Source organism: Microvirga puerhi (genome assembly GCF_020089865.1).
GTDB classification, from domain to species: Bacteria; Pseudomonadota; Alphaproteobacteria; order Rhizobiales; family Beijerinckiaceae; genus Microvirga; species Microvirga puerhi.
This window is the reverse complement of sequence record NZ_JAIRBM010000010.1, coordinates 116,769-132,974: the sequence shown is the minus strand read 5'-3', so window position 1 is coordinate 132,974 and position 16,206 is coordinate 116,769. Positions and strand designations below refer to the sequence as shown.

The following is a 16,206-nucleotide window of genomic DNA, read 5'->3' as shown; positions in this document are numbered from 1 at the left end:
TCCCATGGCAGCCATTGATCCCCGCGACGAGCAGATGTTTCCGAAATTTGGGACCACAGACATCGGCCGCCTGCGCCGCTTCGGCGAGATCCGACGTCATGCGGCAGGTGAGCCGCTCTTTGTCACCGGCGATGTTGCTCCGGGCATGTTCGTCCTCATCACCGGCTCGGTCAGGGTCACCCGGCGCGATCCTCTGGGACATCTCGCCCCCATTGTCGAGTTGGGACCCGGCGATTTCGTTGCTGAGGTGGGGCAATTGTCCGGCCGCCCGTCGCTGGTCGATGTTCATGCCATTGACGATTTGGAGGCGCTTCTCATTCCGCCCGATAACCTGCGGGCCTTAATGATTGCCGAACCTGCACTGGGCGACAGAATCATGCGGGCGCTCATTCTCAGGCGCGTCGTGCTGATCGAAACCGGTGCAGGCGGTCCGGTCCTGATTGGTCCCGAAACCCATCCTGACGTGGTTCGCCTGCAAGGCTTCATGGCCCGGAATGGCTACCCATGCCAGGTGCTCGATCCCGCCCGCGACTGTGACGCGGCGACCCTCATCGAGCGCTACGCGCCGGATCCGAAGGACCTCCCCCTCGCCGTGTGTCCCAGGGGAACGATCCTGAAAAATCCGTCCGAGCACGATCTGGCCCAGGCACTCGGCATGGTGCCCATCGATGCTCCGGATCGAACCTATGACGTCGTGATTGTCGGCGCGGGGCCTGCCGGTCTCTCGACGGCAGTTTACGCCGCATCAGAGGGATTGTCGGTCATTGTCCTCGATGCGGTCGCCTTTGGCGGCCAGGCGGGCGAGAGCGCTCGGATCGAGAACTATCTGGGGTTTCCAACCGGCATCCCCGGCCGGGAGCTTACGGCGCGCGCTTTCGTCCAGGCGCAGAAGTTTGGCGCTGAGATGGTGATCCCGGCCGAAGCTGTTGGCCTTGATTGCTCGCAAATGCCGTATGGCATTCAACTCGCTGACGGCCGGTGGGTCAAAGGCTCCACGGTGGTCGTGGCCTCGGGAGCCCATTATCGGCGACCTGACATCCCTCACCTCCGCGAGTTCGAGGGGCGCGGCGCGTGGTACTGGGCCTCGCCCGTCGAAGCGCGCCTGTGCCGGAACGAGGAGGTTGCCCTTGTGGGCGGCGGCAACTCTGCCGGACAAGCGGCGGTGTTTCTGAGGGACTTTGCCGCGAAGGTGTGGATGTTGGTCCGTGGACCCGGTCTCGCCGAGAGCATGTCGCAATACCTGATCGACAGGATTGCGGCTGCGGACAACATTGAAGTGCTGACCGAAACCGAGATCACCGCCCTCTCGGGCTCGCCGGAGTGGCAGCTTGAGCACGTCTGGTGGCGCAACCTCGTCACCGGCGCGGAGACGGAGAAGCCGATCCGCAATGTGTTCATCTTCATCGGCGCAGATCCGGCAACGGGGTGGCTCAAGGGCTACGGCGTGGGACTGGACGCCAAGGGCTTCGTTCGCACAGGTGCGGCTCTTCCGGTCACCAGTGTGATGGAAGACAGCGGTCAAAAACGCCCCCTCCCGCTGGAGGCGGATGTTGTCAATGTGTTCGCAGTCGGTGATGTTCGGGCAGGCTCGGTTAAACGCGTCGGCGCCGCAATTGGTGAGGGCGCGGCGGTGGTAGCTCAGATCCACACCGTTCTCTCAAATGCATCTGTACTGCCGCCTGCGGCAAGGGAGCGGAGAGCGCGAGGCTGATGAACGCCAGTTTGCCTCAGCTACTCACACGGGCGCAATTTCCGGGCCCTTGTGAATATGTCCAAAGGCCTCAAACGAGACCATTGCGGCGCGTTTTATGGCGCTCCTCGATCAAGGGTCGGCAAGTCTGCTCGATGGCCTTCACCGCCAGGTCGAGCCGCCTCCTGAGAGTGTCACCGCTCCCTTCTCCCCAGCCAATCGCCGCTTCCCATTGGTTGCGCCTGGCTTCCTCCGAACCCGTCGGCTCCTGGCCGTAGGTGCGGATCAGGTTGTGGGCCGAGTCGATGACCTCGCTGTGAACGGCCCGGATCTCCTCGAAGGGCCGGGCGGCCTCCTCTCCAAAATAGGCCATGAAGCGGTACCGACTCGCTTGGAGCTCGGAAAACACTTGGCTCTCCTTGGTCAGGCGGTCGACGGGCGTGAAGATCTCACCCCGTTCAAGCTCCTCCACCTGCGGTTCCGTTCCAGGGCGATCATCCTCCCCATCGTGACTGTCATCCAAGCGGGAAAGCGCGCCCATGTTAGGATATCCCTGGCCCGGTAGAACCCCGCTAGCACCTCCTCGGCGAGTTCAGTCTTGCGCCGGCCGACCATCTCGGTCCGCCAGGCATTAAGCCCACGGACGCCGGCCCAGCCGGCGACCACGGCTGCTAGGCCTGTCATGAGATTGCCTACCGCCGAGATCCAGTCTGGCGACAACATCGCCTCCGCTAGGGATGAGGAAGAGGTGGCTCCAAAGCCGCTTTAGCGCGACACCTCCAGTTGCCCCGAGCTAAATGGCGTGGGATGGAAGCCGGGCAACCCGCCAGACTAAGGGAGACCGCGAAAGCAATACTACCACACGGCGGTCTGCTGGCCTCTTTGGGTTGAATCACCAGCTCGCAAAAGAATCAATTTTGCTTCTTTAGCCTGCGGAATTCACTTGAGAGAACGCTGCCCATGCATCGCTCCTGCAATTGTCTGGCTGTGATGTCGGGCAGGGCTATCACTTCGGGCGCCCCATGCTGGCCGGCGAGGCAGAGCACTTCCTGACATCATTGAAACCTGACCCTCTAATCCCAATGCCCTGCGAACCATGAGACCGTCTATCTCCGGGAAACCATCAGCCTGAAGCACCCGCTGTACCGTTTGGGCGGGCGCAAGCCAAATGCCTCAGATCTGAAAAGGCAACTCCGGGTCAAACGAGAGCTCGTGACAAATAAGGCGCCGTTCGGCTGCCTGATGCTTTTGCTACGTCGCCTGGCGGCCCCGATGCAACCACCCGTCCGCCCTCGTCGCCAGCTCCCGGACCGAGATCCATGACCCAGTCGCTTCTCGCGGCAACACGCATGTCGTGCTCGACGACGATGGCAGTGTTGCCGGCTTCGACCAGCCCATCGAGCTGAGCCACGAGCCGCTCAACATCGGCGGGATGCAGTCCGGTTGTCGGCTCATCGAGGACGTAGAGCGTATCGCCACGCTGGATCCGTTGAAGCTCGGTCGCAAGCTTGATCCGTTGCGCTTCCCCACCAGACAGCTCGGTCGCGGGTTGGCCCAGTCGCAGATAGCCCAGCCCCACCTCGCGCACGATTGTGAGCGAGCGATGCAAAGGCGGCTCCTCGGCGAAAAACTCCCAGGCTGCGTCGACCGTCATTCCGAGCACGTCGGCGATTGATTTGTCTCGGTATTTGATCTTAAGCGTGTCGGCATTGTACCGGGCGCCATGGCAGGTCGGGCATGGGGCGTAGACGCTCGGCAGGAACAGGAGTTCGACCATCACGAAGCCTTCGCCCTCGCAATGCGGGCAGCGGCCTTTGGCGACGTTAAAAGAAAAGCGTCCCGCATCGTAGCGGCGGGCGCGGGCCTGCTTGGTCGCGGCAAACAGCTTGCGAACGTGATCGAAAAGACCGGTATAGGTTGCAAGGTTCGAACGCGGCGTGCGCCCGATCGGCTTCTGATCGACCCGCACCAAGCGCTTGATTCCTTCCATGCCGCTGACGATCCGGCCCTCGCCGGCCATTGTCGCTGCCTGTTCCAGTTCCTCGCCCTCTTCTTCGGGCTCACGGATATCGTGGCCCAGATGCTCCGCCACCAGTTCGACCAGTGCCTGGCTGACCAGGCTCGACTTGCCTGAGCCGGATACGCCCGTCACTGTCGTGAGCACGCCCAAGGGAAATGCGACGTCGAGCTCGTGCAGGTTATTGCGGGTCACCTCCGCGAGGCGCAGCCAGCCTTGCGGCGGGCGCACGTCCCGAGGCGGGAGAGAGCTTTCGCCGAACAAGAAGTGGCGGGTCTGTGACGCCTCGACCTGTCTGAGCCCGTCCGGCGGACCGCTATAGATCACACGGCCGCCCTCCTCGCCTGCGCCGGGCCCAACATCGACGATCCAATCGGCATGACGGATGACATCGAGATTATGCTCGACCACGAACTGCGAATTCCCGGACGCTTTCAGTTGCCCGAGCGCATTCAGCAGCGCCTCCGTGTCTGCCGGATGAAGCCCAGCTGACGGTTCATCGAGTACATAGACCACGCCGAAGAGATTGGAGCGCACCTGCGTGGCCAGCCGCAGCCGCTGGAGCTCGCCGGGCGACAGCGTCGGGGTGCTGCGGTCGATGGCAAGATAGCCGAGCCCGAGATCGAGCATGACCCTGAGCCGAGCAACGAGATCTTGCGCAATGCGCTGAGTGACCACTGCCTTTTCCGGATGCTCCGCCTCGATCCTGGTCAGCCGAGGGGCCGTCCCGTCCGCGTAGGGGCGGAAGATATCGGCAAGACGGACAAGTGGCAGACTGGAGAGGTCGGCGATGTCCAGTCCCGCAAACTTGACGGACAGAGATTCAGGCCTGAGGCGCTTACCGTGGCAGAGCGGGCACTCGGTGCTCACCATGTATTGGGCCACCCGCCGCTTCATCAGCGGGCTCTGCGTGTTGGCGAACGTGTGCAGCACATGGCGCTTGGCACTCGTGAAGGTGCCCTGATAGGCCGGTTCTTCCTTGCGCTTGAGCGCGCGCCGAACCTCCGCTTGAGTGTATCCCGGATAGACGGGAACGGTCGGCTGCTCGTCGGTGAAAAGAAGCCAGTTGCGATCCTTCTTGGGCAAATCCCGCCACGGCCGATCCACGTCGAAACCGAGCGTGGTCGCGATGTCACGCAGGTTCTGGCCATGCCAAGCGGTCGGCCAGGCGGCTAGCGCCCGTTCTCGAATGGTCAGTGTGTCATCCGGCACCATCGATCGCTCGGTGACCTCATAGACCCGGCCAAGGCCATGGCACCGAGGACAGGCCCCCTCGGGCGTATTGGGTGAGAACGACTCGGCATAGAGGATCGCTTGGCCGCGCGGATAGTCGCCGGCCCGGGAGTAAAGCATGCGCAGCAGGTTGGATACAGTCGTGACGCTGCCGACCGAGGAGCGCGTGGTCGGTGAACCGCGCTGCTGCTGTAGCGCGACGGCAGGCGGCAGACCGTCAATGTCATCCACATCCGGAACCGGCATCTGGTGGAACAGCCGCCTGGCATAAGGCGACACCGACTCGAGATATCGCCGTTGCGCCTCGGCATAAAGGGTTCCGAAGGCCAGCGACGACTTTCCGGAGCCGGACACGCCCGTAAAAACAACCAAGGCATCACGCGGGATCTCAAGATCGATATTCTTGAGATTGTGCTCGCGGGCTCCGTGGACGCGGACGAATCCCATCCTTGCCTGCACAACTGTCGGTGAAGTGGGCTCAAGATCTTTCGGCATCGGGCGGCCTGGTGAATGTCGAATCCGCGAACATGTAGAGTGATCCAACGCTCCCGCCGGAGGAATGGTTTCCACCTCTGCGCGTGGAGCCTCGTAGTGGATAGTCACCGGAAACGGCTGGCCACTCGGACAGATGCTGCCCGGGCGGCAGATCCGGAATGCAACGCTCGTTAACTGATCATCAGCAAGGGCCGCCTTGACCTTGGCCCTGACGCTTGCGCTGCATGAACTGGCAACCAATGCCGCCAAGTATGGCGCTTTGTCGGCTCCCGCAGGCAGAGTCGCGATTACATGGGCGGTCAGACACGGCGATACGCCGCATCTCAGCTTCCGTTCGCAGGAGCGCGATAGCCCACTGGTTTCGCCGCCGGCCCGAACAGGCTACGGGTCATGCCTGATCGAGCGCAGTTTGGCTGCGGAACTCGCAAGCGAGGTCAAGATCACCTATGACCCGGCGGGAGTGGTGTGCGACGTGAGCGCGAACCTGACTGATGAGACAGGAGCCAACGAAAAGGACGGTGCCTAGATATCGAGCTTGATAGGGATCGGACTTCCTGTAGACGATTGCGCTAATCAGGGTTCGATCAAGCCTATCGCTCTCACTAAGCCACCCTCCAGTTCATCTTGGCGGCTCCAAGAAGGTCAGGAATGGGTCACAAGCGGACATTGAGCGGGGACATATGGAGGTCCGCTAACAGTCCCTCCTCGGACACCCATAGCTGTCAAGCTGGCTCGGCTTCGACACAAGCGGGCCTGCAACACGATCTTTGACCAATCGAGTTCGAGGGAAAAATCCCGCGCGGTGGCTATCTGGTGGCTATCCGGCCGCCAGTTAAAACATCACCGCCAGCAGAGAGGCAAAATTTCTGCAAGGATTTTAAGTACTTAGTTGGCGCACCCGACACGATTCGAACGTGTGACCTTTGCCTTCGGAGGGCAACGCTCTATCCAGCTGAGCTACGGGTGCTTTGAGGCGCAGGGCCTTTGTCTCCACTACCCGATTAGGCGCGTGAGGGCAACCTCCCTGGGCCGTCTGGACAGAAGCTTCTCGGAAAGATGACCCAGAGACGGCCTTTGAGGCTCCCATAAGCGAGGCCGGAAGCCAAAGTCTCCCGCTCCAAGACGGCCAGGGCCATCCGTCCGAGACGGAGCGGTACCTCGTGATGGCCGGGCAGGACATTGCCGCGGCATTTTATAATGAATCTCGCCCCGACCCCGCTCCTGTCAACGGGCTTGACCCATGCTGCTTAGGGCTCGGCACATGGTTTCCGAGAGGGCGGAAAGGGCAAGGTGGCCCAACCGGGGAGGACTGCATGCCAACGCAAGATCAGAATGTCGCGCAGCTTCGGAAAGCTTATGCGCAGTGGTCCGAAGGAAAAGGGGCTGATTGCGCCTGCTGGATGGATGTTCTGGCGGACGATGCTTCGCTCGGATCGCTAGCGAACGGGGCGCCCGAGATGGCATTCACGGCGCCACGGAAAAGCAGGGACGAGATCCAGGGCTATCTCGAGGGCCTGACCCGCGACTGGGAAATGCTTACCTACGACATGAACGACTATATCGCGGACGACGACCGGGTCGTCGTGATCGGCCGCGTGAAGTGGCGTCATAGGACAACCGGCAAGATCGCCGACACTCCGAAGGTGGATGTCAGGCGCTTCCGGGACGGGAAGGCGATCGACTTCGTGGAGTTCTTCGATACGGCAGCATGCTTCGCCGCCGCGACGACTTGATGCCGCGGGGCCTCGGTCAGCGACGGGAAATGTCGCTGACCGTCGCTGCTCGCGTCAGATTAACTTGTCGAGGTTGATGATCAGGTTGACCCAGGCCGAAGCAACCGCCGCGGAGGTCACGACGGCGTTGATCCAGAACATGACGGCATCAGGGATAGAATAACCGAACATCATGCTTCTCCTTCCCGCGTATCTTTAGGCTTTCTCGGCTTCCCTTCGGCGAAGGCCATATCCGAGGGCGACCACGAAGGCGGCCGCCACAATCGCAGCCGGAATTTCAGCCCTGTGGACGAAGTCCGCACCGAGCTGTCCCACCACCCAGGGATCGGACACGGCCATCTCGCCGGCGACCCAGCCGAGGAGCGCAGCACCGGCCCAGACCAGGATGGGGAATCGGTCGAGAAGCGCCATGATTACGGCTGCGCCGGCGATGATGAGCGGGATCGAAATCGCCAGGCCCAGGATCAGGAGAAAGGTCGAGTCCTGCGCAACGGCCGCGATGGCAAGAACGTTGTCGAGACTCATCACGGCATCTGCAACGGCAATCGTCCATACCGCATGCCAGAGCCGATCGGTCTGCTTGACCGAGCCCTCCTCATCCTCGCCGACCAGGAGCTTCACGGCGATCCAAAGCAGGAGAACGCCGCCGATCACTTTAAGGAACGGCGTGGCCAGGAGAGCAATGACCAGAACCGTGAAGAGGATCCGTAGACCTACTGCGACGCCCGCGCCGAGGATCATTCCGGTTCGGCGGCGGTTCGGAGGCAACCCACGGCACGCCATGGCGATCACGACGGCATTGTCTCCCGAAAGAATGATATTGATCCAGATGATCCCGAGGACCTTCAGGAGTGAGGGAAGAAGTGTTTCCATGAGCGAACTTGATGAAATGACGCTACCGGACTCCGCCGGGCGCGACGAGCAACGATGGGAGTTGGGGTCTGATGCCGCATCACGTGTGAATGCCAGCAATCGAATGCGCCGCAGGCTTCCCCTGCGGGGACCTCAGGCTCGAGGCGGTCCCGTGGCGCGTTGGACGTCCAACGCGCGAGATGTCAGCGAGATATCAATCGTACGGTCTAGTAGATCGCCGAGATTGACAGGCGCTCTATAGGCAACGCTTGCGAGGGCGGGCTCTGGGGAATTATCCCCATTATCCCAGGAATCTGCATCGCCTTCCCGAAGCGTCTCCTCGGCGACAGTGCTGAAGGCTGACTGGGCAGAAACGTCGTCCTGCCAGGACACGAGATTCGCAACCGACAGGCAGGCGAGCAGCAGAAACGACTGCAGGCATCGGGCAAGCCAGAAATATGGGTGCGGTTGCGACAACGCATGTTCCAAGGTTGTGCCTTGCGGCAGGATCAAGAGAAGGTGCTACCCGATCTAGGACGAGCGGGCAATTCAACCTTCAGACACGGCGCTGCGCGCTTTTCGGGATTGGCCGCACTCAAGGGTTTCCGGCACAGGCGGCCATCCGGCTTGACGATTCGGCAGAGAAGATCATTTCCCCCTCCGACAAGGCAGCCAAACGCCTACGCATTGCCGCCAATTGTCAGACTTTCGCCACCGGGCGCTCACCCTCTTTCATTCAGAATCTTTTCGGAGACCAGCCATGCAGTATCGTCGGCTTCGCGATCTTGAGGTATCGGCCCTGGGCCTCGGGTGCATGGGCATGTCCGATTTCTATGGTGGACGGGACGAGGCTGAAGCCATTGCGACGATCCATCGAGCGATTGAGCTCGGCGTGACCTTCCTCGACACGGCGGACATGTACGGTGTCGGCCGCAACGAAGAGCTGGTGGGCCGGGCGATCCGCGACCGGCGCAATCAGGTCGTGCTCGCAACGAAATTCGGCAACATGCGGACCGCTGATGGAAGCTATCTCGGCATCAACGGAAAGCCGGATTATGTCCGCCAAGCCTGCGAGGCCAGCCTGAAACGACTCGGAATCGAAGTCATCGACCTTTATTACCAGCATCGCGTCGACCCCCAGACGCCCATCGAGGACACGGTCGGCGCCATGGCGGATCTCGTTCGTCAGGGAAAGGTCCGCTACCTGGGGCTCTCCGAGGCAGGACCCGAAACGATCCGCCGGGCGAACGCTGTTCACCCGATTACCGCGCTCCAAACCGAATATTCCCTCTGGAGCCGCGATCCGGAGGCCGAGATTCTTCCAACCGTCCGCGAGCTCGGAATCGGTTTCGTGCCTTACTCTCCACTCGGCCGCGGCTTTCTGACGGGACAGATCAAAAGCATCGACGACCTCGATTCCGACGATTATCGCCGCAACACGCCGCGCTTCCAGGGCGAGAACTTCCAGAAAAACCTCGATCTCGTGCATGAGATCGAAATGATGGCACAGGAGAAGGGCTGCACTCCGGCACAGCTTGCTCTCGCCTGGGTTCTGGCCCAAGGGAGCGACATCATACCCATCCCCGGTACCAAGCGCCGCCACTATCTGGAAGAAAATGTCGGGGCGCTCAAGGTTTCGCTGACGCAGGATGATTTAGCCCGCATCGACCGCGTGCTTCCCCTCGGCGCGGCATCTGGGACCCGCTATGCGGCTCCGCAAATGCAGGCGCTCGGACGCTAAACACTCAGTTGGCTACCTGCAAAGGAGCGCCCGTTCACACGAGCCCTGGATCGAGAGTGCTTGTCCGCTCGAGCCAGGCCGGAACGGGAAGGTTCTTGGAGCGCAAAAAGGCTGGATTGAAGAGCTTGGACTGATAGCGCGTGCCGTAGTCGCAGAGCACGGTCACAATGGTGTGGCCCGGCCCCATATCCTTTGCAAGCCGGATCGCGCCAGCCACGTTGATCCCCGAGGATCCCCCGAGGCAAAGCCCTTCGTTTTCAAGTAGATCGAAGATGATCGGCAGAGCCTCCTCATCCGAAATCCGGAAAGCCGCATCAGGAGCGAAACCCTCGAGATTCTTGGTGATGCGGCCCTGGCCGATACCCTCGGTGATCGAGGAGCCCTCGGCCTTCAGTTCACCGGCCGTATAGTAGTTGTAGAGGGCAGCGCCCATAGGATCGGCAAGTCCGATCTTAACCCGAGGATTGCGCTCCTTCAGCGCCATGCCGACGCCGGCCAGCGTACCGCCGGTTCCGACTGCGCAGATAAATCCGTCAACCTTGCCGCCGGTCTGATCCCAGATCTCCGGGCCGGTCGTTTCGACATGGCCTTGCCGATTGGCCACATTGTCGAACTGGTTGGCCCAAATGGCTCCGTTCGGTTCGGACGCGGCGAGCCGTTCCGCCAAGCGGCCGGACACCTTCACGTAGTTGTTCGGGTTGGCGTAAGGGACCGCCGGTACTTCGATCAGCTCGGCGCCGCACAGGCGCAGCATGTCCTTCTTTTCCTGGGTCTGAGTGTCCGGGATGACGATGACGGTCCGATAGCCCAGGGCATTTCCGACCAAGGCCAGACCGATGCCCGTGTTTCCGGCCGTGCCCTCGACGATCACGCCGCCCGGTCGCAGCAGACCGCGCCTCTCGGCGTCCCGGATGATGAAGAGCGCCGCCCGATCCTTCACCGACTGCCCGGGATTCATGAACTCCGCTTTGCCCAGAATGGTGCATCCGGTGATCTCGGATGCTTTGCGCAATCTGATCATCGGCGTATTGCCGATGGCTTCGTCGACCCTTTGGTGGATCATCACCCATGTCCCCGCATCAATAGTGCTGCGAGCCTTGTACAGGATGGCAAGCGAATTTCTCTAGTCCCATTTGGCTCCCGGCAGCGCATCGAGAGGAATCTTGAGATAGCGCCCCCCATTGGATTCAGGCGCGGGCAACTGGCCGGCTGCGATGTTGACCTGCAGCGCATGGAGGATCAGTTTCGGCATGGGAAGCGTCGCATCGCGCGTCTGCCTCAGGGCCATGAAGTCCTGCTTGTCGGCGACCTTCCGAAGATGGACGTTGTGGGTGCGTTGCTGAATGACGCTGCTCTCCCACGCCGGCTCCCGTCCGCCCGGACGATAGTCGTGCCCGACGAAGAGACGCGTCTCGTCAGGCAGGGAGAGAATACGCTGAATGGTCCCCCAGAGTTGCGCAGCGCTTCCACCGGGAAAGTCGCAGCGCGCCGTGCCGTAATCGGGCATTAGCAACGTGTCGTGAACGAAGGCTGCGTCGCCCACGACATAGGTGACGGAGGCCAGGGTATGTCCGGGCGAGAACAGAACCTTCGCCTTCAACCCGCCAATGGTGAAGTGATCGCCATCCGTGAAAAGGCAATCCCATTGCGAGCCGTCCGTCCGGAAGTTCTCAGGGAGGTTGTAAAGAGACTTCCAGAGCTTTTGGACCTCGACGACTTTTTCGCCGATGCCTGTGCGTGCATTTGTCTGCCGCTTCAGATAGTCGGCGGCGGACAGATGATCGGCATGAGGATGCGTGTCGAGAATCCAAACGGGCTTCAGATGCCGCTCGGACATGTAGCGCACGAGTTCATCTGCGGTATCCGTCGCAATGGAGCCGGACTTTTCATCATAGTCCAGAACCGGATCGATAACCGCGCATTCCGATGTTTCTGGATCAGACACAATGTACTGGACACTGCATGTGCGACTCTCATAGAAAGCCGCCACATCGGGGACCCGCTGCAGGCTCTCGCTCTGACGGGGAAGAGCCGAAATGCTCATCTGCCACGCTCCTCTAAAGCCCACGATCGGGACGATGCGCTGCCTTAGCGGGGCTGCGGCACGATGCGGATATAGGGCCGCGGTGCCTTCCACCCTTCGGGATAGATCTGTCGAGCCTCATCGTCCGACACGGATCCGGCAATGATCACATCCTCTCCCAGCTTCCAGTTCGCCGGCGTCGAGACACGATGCTTCGTCGTCAGCTGCAGGGAGTCGATGACGCGCAGCACCTCGTCGAAATTGCGGCCGGTTGTCATGGGATAAACGAGGATCAGCTTGATCTTCTTGTCAGGGCCGATCACGAAGACGTTTCTCACCGTCTGGTTGTCGGCTGGGGTACGGCCTTCCGAGCTGTCGCCGGCATGCGACGGCAGCATGCCATAGAGCTTTGAAATCCGAAGGTCGGGATCGCCGATGATGGGATAGTTCGGTGCATAACCTTGCGTCTCTTTGATATCTTCCGCCCATCGCCCGTGATTGGTGGTGGGGTCGACGCTGAACCCGATGATCTTCACATTACGTCTGTCGAATTCCGGCTTGATCTTGGCCATATAACCGAGCTCGGTCGTGCAGACCGGCGTGAAGTCCTTCGGATGCGAGAACAATACGCACCATGAATCACCAATCCATTCATGGAAGCGGATCGGGCCCTGTGTCGTCTCGGCTTCGAAATCCGGAGCCGTGTCGCCAATCTGCAGCGTCATCTTAGCCTCCCATCACATCATGGGCATTGTCCAGACGGGGCGACTATAGCACCGAAAGGAGCAGGGGCGACAAGGGACGCCTATTCTTAACTCCTCTCCACATGGCACGAACTAACTCTAGCTCTCTGCAAATATACAGCCCCCTAGGACTATAAATACAATATTTCAGTCCTTTATAGGCTTACTCAAGGCCAGCCTTGACATGAATACGATATCTCGCGGAGAGCCGTATTCAACAATGCAAGGGCGATATCCGGGTAGGACTTTTCGCGGCATCCCTAGGATCATCGACGACGCGCAACGCTCCTCCGCAGACTCAGCCTTCGCCGAATGGGTTTGGGTCCGCGGCAGCGCTATGCTAAGGGATCGATCATCCTGCATCCTTCCTGAATTGCCATTCAAGCACCTGTCGATCATGGATCTTTCAACAGCGGCGCTCCTCGCTGCCTCTGGCCTCGGCGCAGGCCTCGTCAATGCCATCGCGGGCGGCGGCACCTTTTTCACATTTTCGGCCCTGATCGCGGTGGGGCTCCCGCCGGTCATGGCGAATGCCACGAGCGCGGTCGCCGTCACGCCTGCCAACTTTGCTAGCGCCTGGGCCTATCGGCGAGAGCTTGCGGCCAATCTCAAGCGCTTTGCTGCGCTTGGGCTCGTGAGCTTGGTCGGAGGCCTGCTCGGCGCCTACATTCTGACCGCCACCGACAACGCTGCCTTTAGCGTTCTCGTGCCCTGGCTTCTGCTCTTCGCGACGTTGCTTTTCGCTGCCAGTCCTCAAATCGTTGCGCTTGCTCGCTCCATCGGCCGCGCCGAGGGCAAGCATCCTTCCACGAAAGCCTGGGTGGGTGGCCTCGCTTTCCAATTCCTCGTCTCTGTTTATGGCGGATTCTTCGGCGCGGGCATGGGCATCGTGATGCTGGCGGCCCTTGCCATCACGGAGGGCGACGACTTTCACCTCATCAACTCCGCCAAGCATCTCTGCTCCACGGTGATTCAGCTGGTTGCAGTCGTGTTGTTCATCGCCGCCGGACTGGTGAGCTGGCGGGAAACGTTCATCGTCGGCGCGGCATCCGTCGTAGGCGGATATGCAGGCGTGGCGTTCGGGCGGAAGCTTCCCGCTCCTGTCATCCGCTGGCTGGTCATTGGGGTCGGTGCACTGCTCACGATCTATTTCTTCATCAGATGATCGAGAGCGGGAGATGATCGAGAGCGGGGCTCGTTATCCAAGGATAATGTTTCACGCGTCACAAATAGCCTAGCCACGAGCCGAATTTCGGCATGTCTGCCCGATTCACGCCACAACCATGGCCCTCACTCAGTCCCTCTGATTCTCAATCACAAGAAGGAAAAATCGCCGTGGCTGACTCCAAGAATCTCTCGGGCCTTGATGGTGTCCAATCCGTCAGCGCCCTCGGCCTGCGCTGGGCGGCGCTGCGCGGCATGCTTGCCTCTCCCCTGATCACGTCGGAGGATCAGAGTTCGTTGCGCGAGGAACTGCTCCGCGAGCTACGGACGATCGAGCAGGACTTCGCCACGCTGCAATCACGCAATCTCATGGAAGTCTCCGCAAAGATCGATGTCGCGAAGACCGCTCTTCGCGAAAGCATGGGAACGGGGCATAGCTGGGTTGCCGCTCTCCTGGAGAGCGTGCAGGGAGATTTGCAGGCGGCGGGTCCCCGTACAGCGGCGCCGCCAAGTCGCCCGGTCTCGAACCTGCCTCGCAGCTACCCGCAGCGGTCGGAGGCGACGGAAACATCGTCTTCCTCGGCAGAGGCGGAATCGTCGTCTGCGGCCTGAGCCGGCAAGGACGGAGACCAAAACAAAAAGGGCGCCTTAAGGCGCCCTTTTTCGGATCAGGCTCCGGCCGAGGCCGGAGCGGGAATCTCGACCTCGATCTCGAGGGTCGACATGTCCGAACCGCGGTTCATCTTGATCTGCACCCCCTCCTGCTCGATCGTCACATGGCGTCGGACGACGGCCAGGATCTCTTCGCGCAGAACAGCCACAAGATCGGACTTTCCACCAAGGACACCACGTTCGTGTGCCAGAAGAATTTGCAGCCGTTCCCGCGCCACTGGCGCAGACGTGCGGCGCTGGAAGAAGCTCATCAGGTTCATGCGGCCCTCCGTCCGAACAACTTCCCGAACAGGCTTTTCTTGTCGGTGGGGACCGACATCTCGACCGTCTCGCCCTTGAGGCGCCGAACGGCGTCGAAATAGGCCTTGCTCGGGGCGCTGGTCGGGCTGTTCAGAGTGACGGGAGAGCCGACGTTGGAGGCGCGCAGCACCTCTTCGCTCTCGGGAATGATGCCGATCAGCGGGATGGAAAGGATCTCGAGCACATCGTCGACCTTCAGCATCTCGCCGCGCTCGGCGCGGATCGGGTCGTAGCGGGTGAGCAGGAGATGCTTCTCGACGCGCTCGCCCTTCTCGGCCTTCTCGGTCTTGGAGTCGAGCAGACCGATGATGCGATCGGAGTCACGGACGGAGGAAACTTCCGGATTGGTGACGACCACGGCGACGTCCGCATGGCGCATCGCAAGAGTCGCTCCTCTCTCGATTCCGGCCGGGCTATCGCAGACGATCCAGTCGAACTTCTCGCGCAGTTCGTTGAGGACGCGCGCCACGCCTTCCTCGGTGAGCGCATCCTTGTCGCGCGTCTGCGACGCCGGCAGGAGCGACAGGTTCTCCATGCGCTTGTCGCGGATGAGAGCCTGATTGAGCTTCGCGTCGCCCTGCACCACGTTGATGAGATCGAACACGACGCGGCGCTCCGCTCCCATCACGAGGTCGAGATTGCGCAGACCGACGTCAAAATCGATGACGACGACCTTTTCACCGCCGTGGGCGAGGGCAGCACCGAGCGCCGCCGTCGATGTGGTCTTGCCGACACCGCCTTTGCCAGATGTTACGACCAAGACTTTGGCCATTGTCGTCTCTCTTTTCTGTCTGTCAGTCCAACGTTTTCAGGATGATGGCATCGCCATCCAGGTTCACCTGGATGGGCTGACCGCGGAACTTCGACCCCAGGTCGTCAGCCGTCTTGTAGAGCCCATCGACGGCGATGAGCTCGGCCTCGAACTTGCGGCAGAAGATGCGGGCGCGACTGTTGCCGGTGCAACCCGCAATGGCGCGACCGCGAAGTGCGCCGTAGATATGGATGGAACCGCCGGCCACGACTTCGGCGCCGGAGGCCACGGATCCGAGGATGGTCACATCACCCTCCGTATGGAGGATCGATTGCCCCGACCGCAGCGAGCCCTCGATCAAAAGCGTCGAATTCACCGCGGGCTCGGGAGCGGACTGGACCGGAATTGGCATCGCGTCAAGTTCCGGGACCTCGATATCACCTGCCGCGCGCCCGCCGTTGACGGCAGCCGGCATATCGGAATCGAGAACCTGCGGCGCGGCCCCTTCCAATCCGATGATCCGGATCTCGCGCATCTTGAGCGCCGCAAGCAGGAACTTCAGCTCCGACTTCGACGGCTTGAGCGCCGACACGTCCAGAATGATCGCGCGATCGGCGAAGAAACCAGGCGAACTCTTGGCAACGACATCGAGATCCTCGAGCCAGTCCCGCAGCGGGACGACCGGCGCGAGAACCAGGGCCAGGAACGATCTGCCACGGAAGCGGAGGGCGGGACGGGGGCGAACGGCGATGGTCACGAAATCAGATTCCTTATATGCACTGATTTCGTCGT

The 16,206-nt window shown here is 61.2% G+C and carries 15 protein-coding genes and 1 tRNA gene; 6 read left to right on the top strand and 10 right to left on the bottom strand.

The window, feature by feature from the left end; genetic code table 11:
* The first annotated feature begins 4 nt into the window (after positions 1–4).
* Positions 5–1,711 carry an FAD-dependent oxidoreductase gene (locus tag K9B37_RS14860; protein ID WP_224314068.1) on the top strand — a complete coding sequence of 569 codons (1,707 nt, stop codon included), beginning with the start codon at positions 5–7 and terminating at the stop codon, positions 1,709–1,711.
* Positions 1,712–1,781: 70 nt separating this feature from the next.
* On the opposite strand, the gene K9B37_RS14855 is transcribed toward K9B37_RS14860, so the two are convergent.
* Both K9B37_RS14855 and K9B37_RS14850 read right to left on the bottom strand, forming a co-directional pair.
* Positions 1,782–2,231 carry a hypothetical protein gene (locus tag K9B37_RS14855; RefSeq protein ID WP_224314066.1) on the bottom strand — a complete coding sequence of 150 codons (450 nt, stop codon included), beginning with the start codon at positions 2,229–2,231 and terminating at the stop codon, positions 1,782–1,784.
* A 657-nt stretch (positions 2,232–2,888) separates the two neighbouring features.
* Complete coding sequence (locus K9B37_RS14850) at positions 2,889–5,387, bottom strand: excinuclease ABC subunit UvrA (RefSeq protein WP_224314064.1); 2,499 nt, start codon at positions 5,385–5,387, stop codon at positions 2,889–2,891.
* A 244-nt stretch (positions 5,388–5,631) separates the two neighbouring features.
* On the opposite strand from K9B37_RS14850, the gene K9B37_RS14845 reads away from it, so the two are divergent.
* Complete coding sequence (locus tag K9B37_RS14845) at positions 5,632–5,961, top strand: sensor histidine kinase (protein WP_224314062.1); 330 nt, start codon at positions 5,632–5,634, stop codon at positions 5,959–5,961.
* A gap of 364 nt (positions 5,962–6,325) precedes the next feature.
* Here the strand turns inward: K9B37_RS14845 and K9B37_RS14840 are convergent.
* Positions 6,326–6,402, bottom strand: a tRNA-Arg gene (locus K9B37_RS14840).
* Positions 6,403–6,748: 346 nt separating this feature from the next.
* Between K9B37_RS14840 and K9B37_RS14835 the strand changes: the two genes are divergently transcribed.
* On the top strand, positions 6,749–7,168 hold the full coding sequence (locus tag K9B37_RS14835) for a nuclear transport factor 2 family protein (protein WP_224314060.1): 420 nt from the start codon (positions 6,749–6,751) through the stop codon (positions 7,166–7,168).
* Positions 7,169–7,363: 195 nt separating this feature from the next.
* Here the strand turns inward: K9B37_RS14835 and K9B37_RS14830 are convergent, their stop codons facing one another.
* A complete protein-coding gene (locus K9B37_RS14830) occupies positions 7,364–8,041 on the bottom strand; it encodes a TerC family protein (protein WP_224314059.1) in 678 nt (225 codons plus the stop codon).
* A gap of 739 nt (positions 8,042–8,780) precedes the next feature.
* Between K9B37_RS14830 and K9B37_RS14825 the strand changes: the two genes are divergently transcribed.
* Positions 8,781–9,761 carry an aldo/keto reductase gene (locus tag K9B37_RS14825; protein WP_224314057.1) on the top strand — a complete coding sequence of 327 codons (981 nt, stop codon included), beginning with the start codon at positions 8,781–8,783 and terminating at the stop codon, positions 9,759–9,761.
* 34 nt (positions 9,762–9,795) lie between these two features.
* Here K9B37_RS14825 and K9B37_RS14820 read toward each other — a convergent pair whose 3' ends face one another.
* From K9B37_RS14820 to K9B37_RS14810, 3 genes are read right to left on the bottom strand one after another with little or no spacing between them, the layout of a single operon-like run.
* A complete protein-coding gene (locus tag K9B37_RS14820; protein ID WP_224314055.1) occupies positions 9,796–10,824 on the bottom strand; it encodes a cysteine synthase A in 1,029 nt (342 codons plus the stop codon).
* A gap of 60 nt (positions 10,825–10,884) precedes the next feature.
* Positions 10,885–11,805: an MBL fold metallo-hydrolase gene (locus K9B37_RS14815; RefSeq protein ID WP_224314053.1), complete on the bottom strand. Its 921-nt coding sequence runs from the start codon at positions 11,803–11,805 to the stop codon at positions 10,885–10,887.
* 44 nt (positions 11,806–11,849) lie between these two features.
* Positions 11,850–12,509, bottom strand: coding sequence for a peroxiredoxin (locus K9B37_RS14810; protein WP_224314051.1), 660 nt, complete (start codon positions 12,507–12,509; stop codon positions 11,850–11,852).
* Positions 12,510–12,924: 415 nt separating this feature from the next.
* On the opposite strand from K9B37_RS14810, the gene K9B37_RS14805 reads away from it, so the two are divergent.
* Together K9B37_RS14805 and K9B37_RS14800 are read left to right on the top strand one after the other, a co-directional pair.
* On the top strand, positions 12,925–13,692 hold the full coding sequence (locus K9B37_RS14805) for a sulfite exporter TauE/SafE family protein (RefSeq protein ID WP_224314049.1): 768 nt from the start codon (positions 12,925–12,927) through the stop codon (positions 13,690–13,692).
* A 170-nt stretch (positions 13,693–13,862) separates the two neighbouring features.
* Complete coding sequence (locus K9B37_RS14800; RefSeq protein ID WP_224314047.1) at positions 13,863–14,303, top strand: hypothetical protein; 441 nt, start codon at positions 13,863–13,865, stop codon at positions 14,301–14,303.
* Between the two features lie 56 nt (positions 14,304–14,359).
* On the opposite strand, the gene minE is transcribed toward K9B37_RS14800, so the two are convergent.
* From minE to minC, 3 genes are read right to left on the bottom strand one after another with little or no spacing between them, the layout of a single operon-like run.
* The gene (gene minE / locus K9B37_RS14795; protein WP_224314045.1) at positions 14,360–14,623 is read right to left on the bottom strand and encodes a cell division topological specificity factor MinE; all 264 of its coding nucleotides are present in this window, start codon (positions 14,621–14,623) and stop codon (positions 14,360–14,362) included.
* Positions 14,620–15,435, bottom strand: coding sequence for a septum site-determining protein MinD (minD, locus tag K9B37_RS14790; RefSeq protein ID WP_224314044.1), 816 nt, complete (start codon positions 15,433–15,435; stop codon positions 14,620–14,622). Before minD ends, minE begins: the two co-directional genes overlap by 4 nt.
* A gap of 22 nt (positions 15,436–15,457) precedes the next feature.
* Positions 15,458–16,171 (bottom strand): septum site-determining protein MinC, encoded by a 714-nt coding sequence (gene minC / locus K9B37_RS14785; protein WP_224314043.1) that lies wholly within the window; start codon positions 16,169–16,171, stop codon positions 15,458–15,460.
* Positions 16,172–16,206: the final 35 nt, after the last annotated feature.

Excerpts from the sequence above, each read along its gene's own strand:
- K9B37_RS14860 (WP_224314068.1), top strand. The coding sequence starts at position 5 with ATGGCAGCCATTGATCCCCGCGACGAGCAGATGTTTCCGAAATTTGGG.
- K9B37_RS14855 (WP_224314066.1), bottom strand. The coding sequence starts at position 2,231 with ATGGGCGCGCTTTCCCGCTTGGATGACAGTCACGATGGGGAGGATGAT.
- K9B37_RS14850 (WP_224314064.1), bottom strand. The coding sequence starts at position 5,387 with ATGGGATTCGTCCGCGTCCACGGAGCCCGCGAGCACAATCTCAAGAAT.
- K9B37_RS14835 (WP_224314060.1), top strand. The coding sequence starts at position 6,749 with ATGCCAACGCAAGATCAGAATGTCGCGCAGCTTCGGAAAGCTTATGCG.
- K9B37_RS14830 (WP_224314059.1), bottom strand. The coding sequence starts at position 8,041 with ATGGAAACACTTCTTCCCTCACTCCTGAAGGTCCTCGGGATCATCTGG.
- K9B37_RS14825 (WP_224314057.1), top strand. The coding sequence starts at position 8,781 with ATGCAGTATCGTCGGCTTCGCGATCTTGAGGTATCGGCCCTGGGCCTC.
- K9B37_RS14820 (WP_224314055.1), bottom strand. The coding sequence starts at position 10,824 with ATGATCCACCAAAGGGTCGACGAAGCCATCGGCAATACGCCGATGATC.
- K9B37_RS14815 (WP_224314053.1), bottom strand. The coding sequence starts at position 11,805 with ATGAGCATTTCGGCTCTTCCCCGTCAGAGCGAGAGCCTGCAGCGGGTC.
- K9B37_RS14810 (WP_224314051.1), bottom strand. The coding sequence starts at position 12,509 with ATGACGCTGCAGATTGGCGACACGGCTCCGGATTTCGAAGCCGAGACG.
- K9B37_RS14805 (WP_224314049.1), top strand. The coding sequence starts at position 12,925 with ATGGATCTTTCAACAGCGGCGCTCCTCGCTGCCTCTGGCCTCGGCGCA.
- minE (WP_224314045.1), bottom strand. The coding sequence starts at position 14,623 with ATGAACCTGATGAGCTTCTTCCAGCGCCGCACGTCTGCGCCAGTGGCG.
- minD (WP_224314044.1), bottom strand. The coding sequence starts at position 15,435 with ATGGCCAAAGTCTTGGTCGTAACATCTGGCAAAGGCGGTGTCGGCAAG.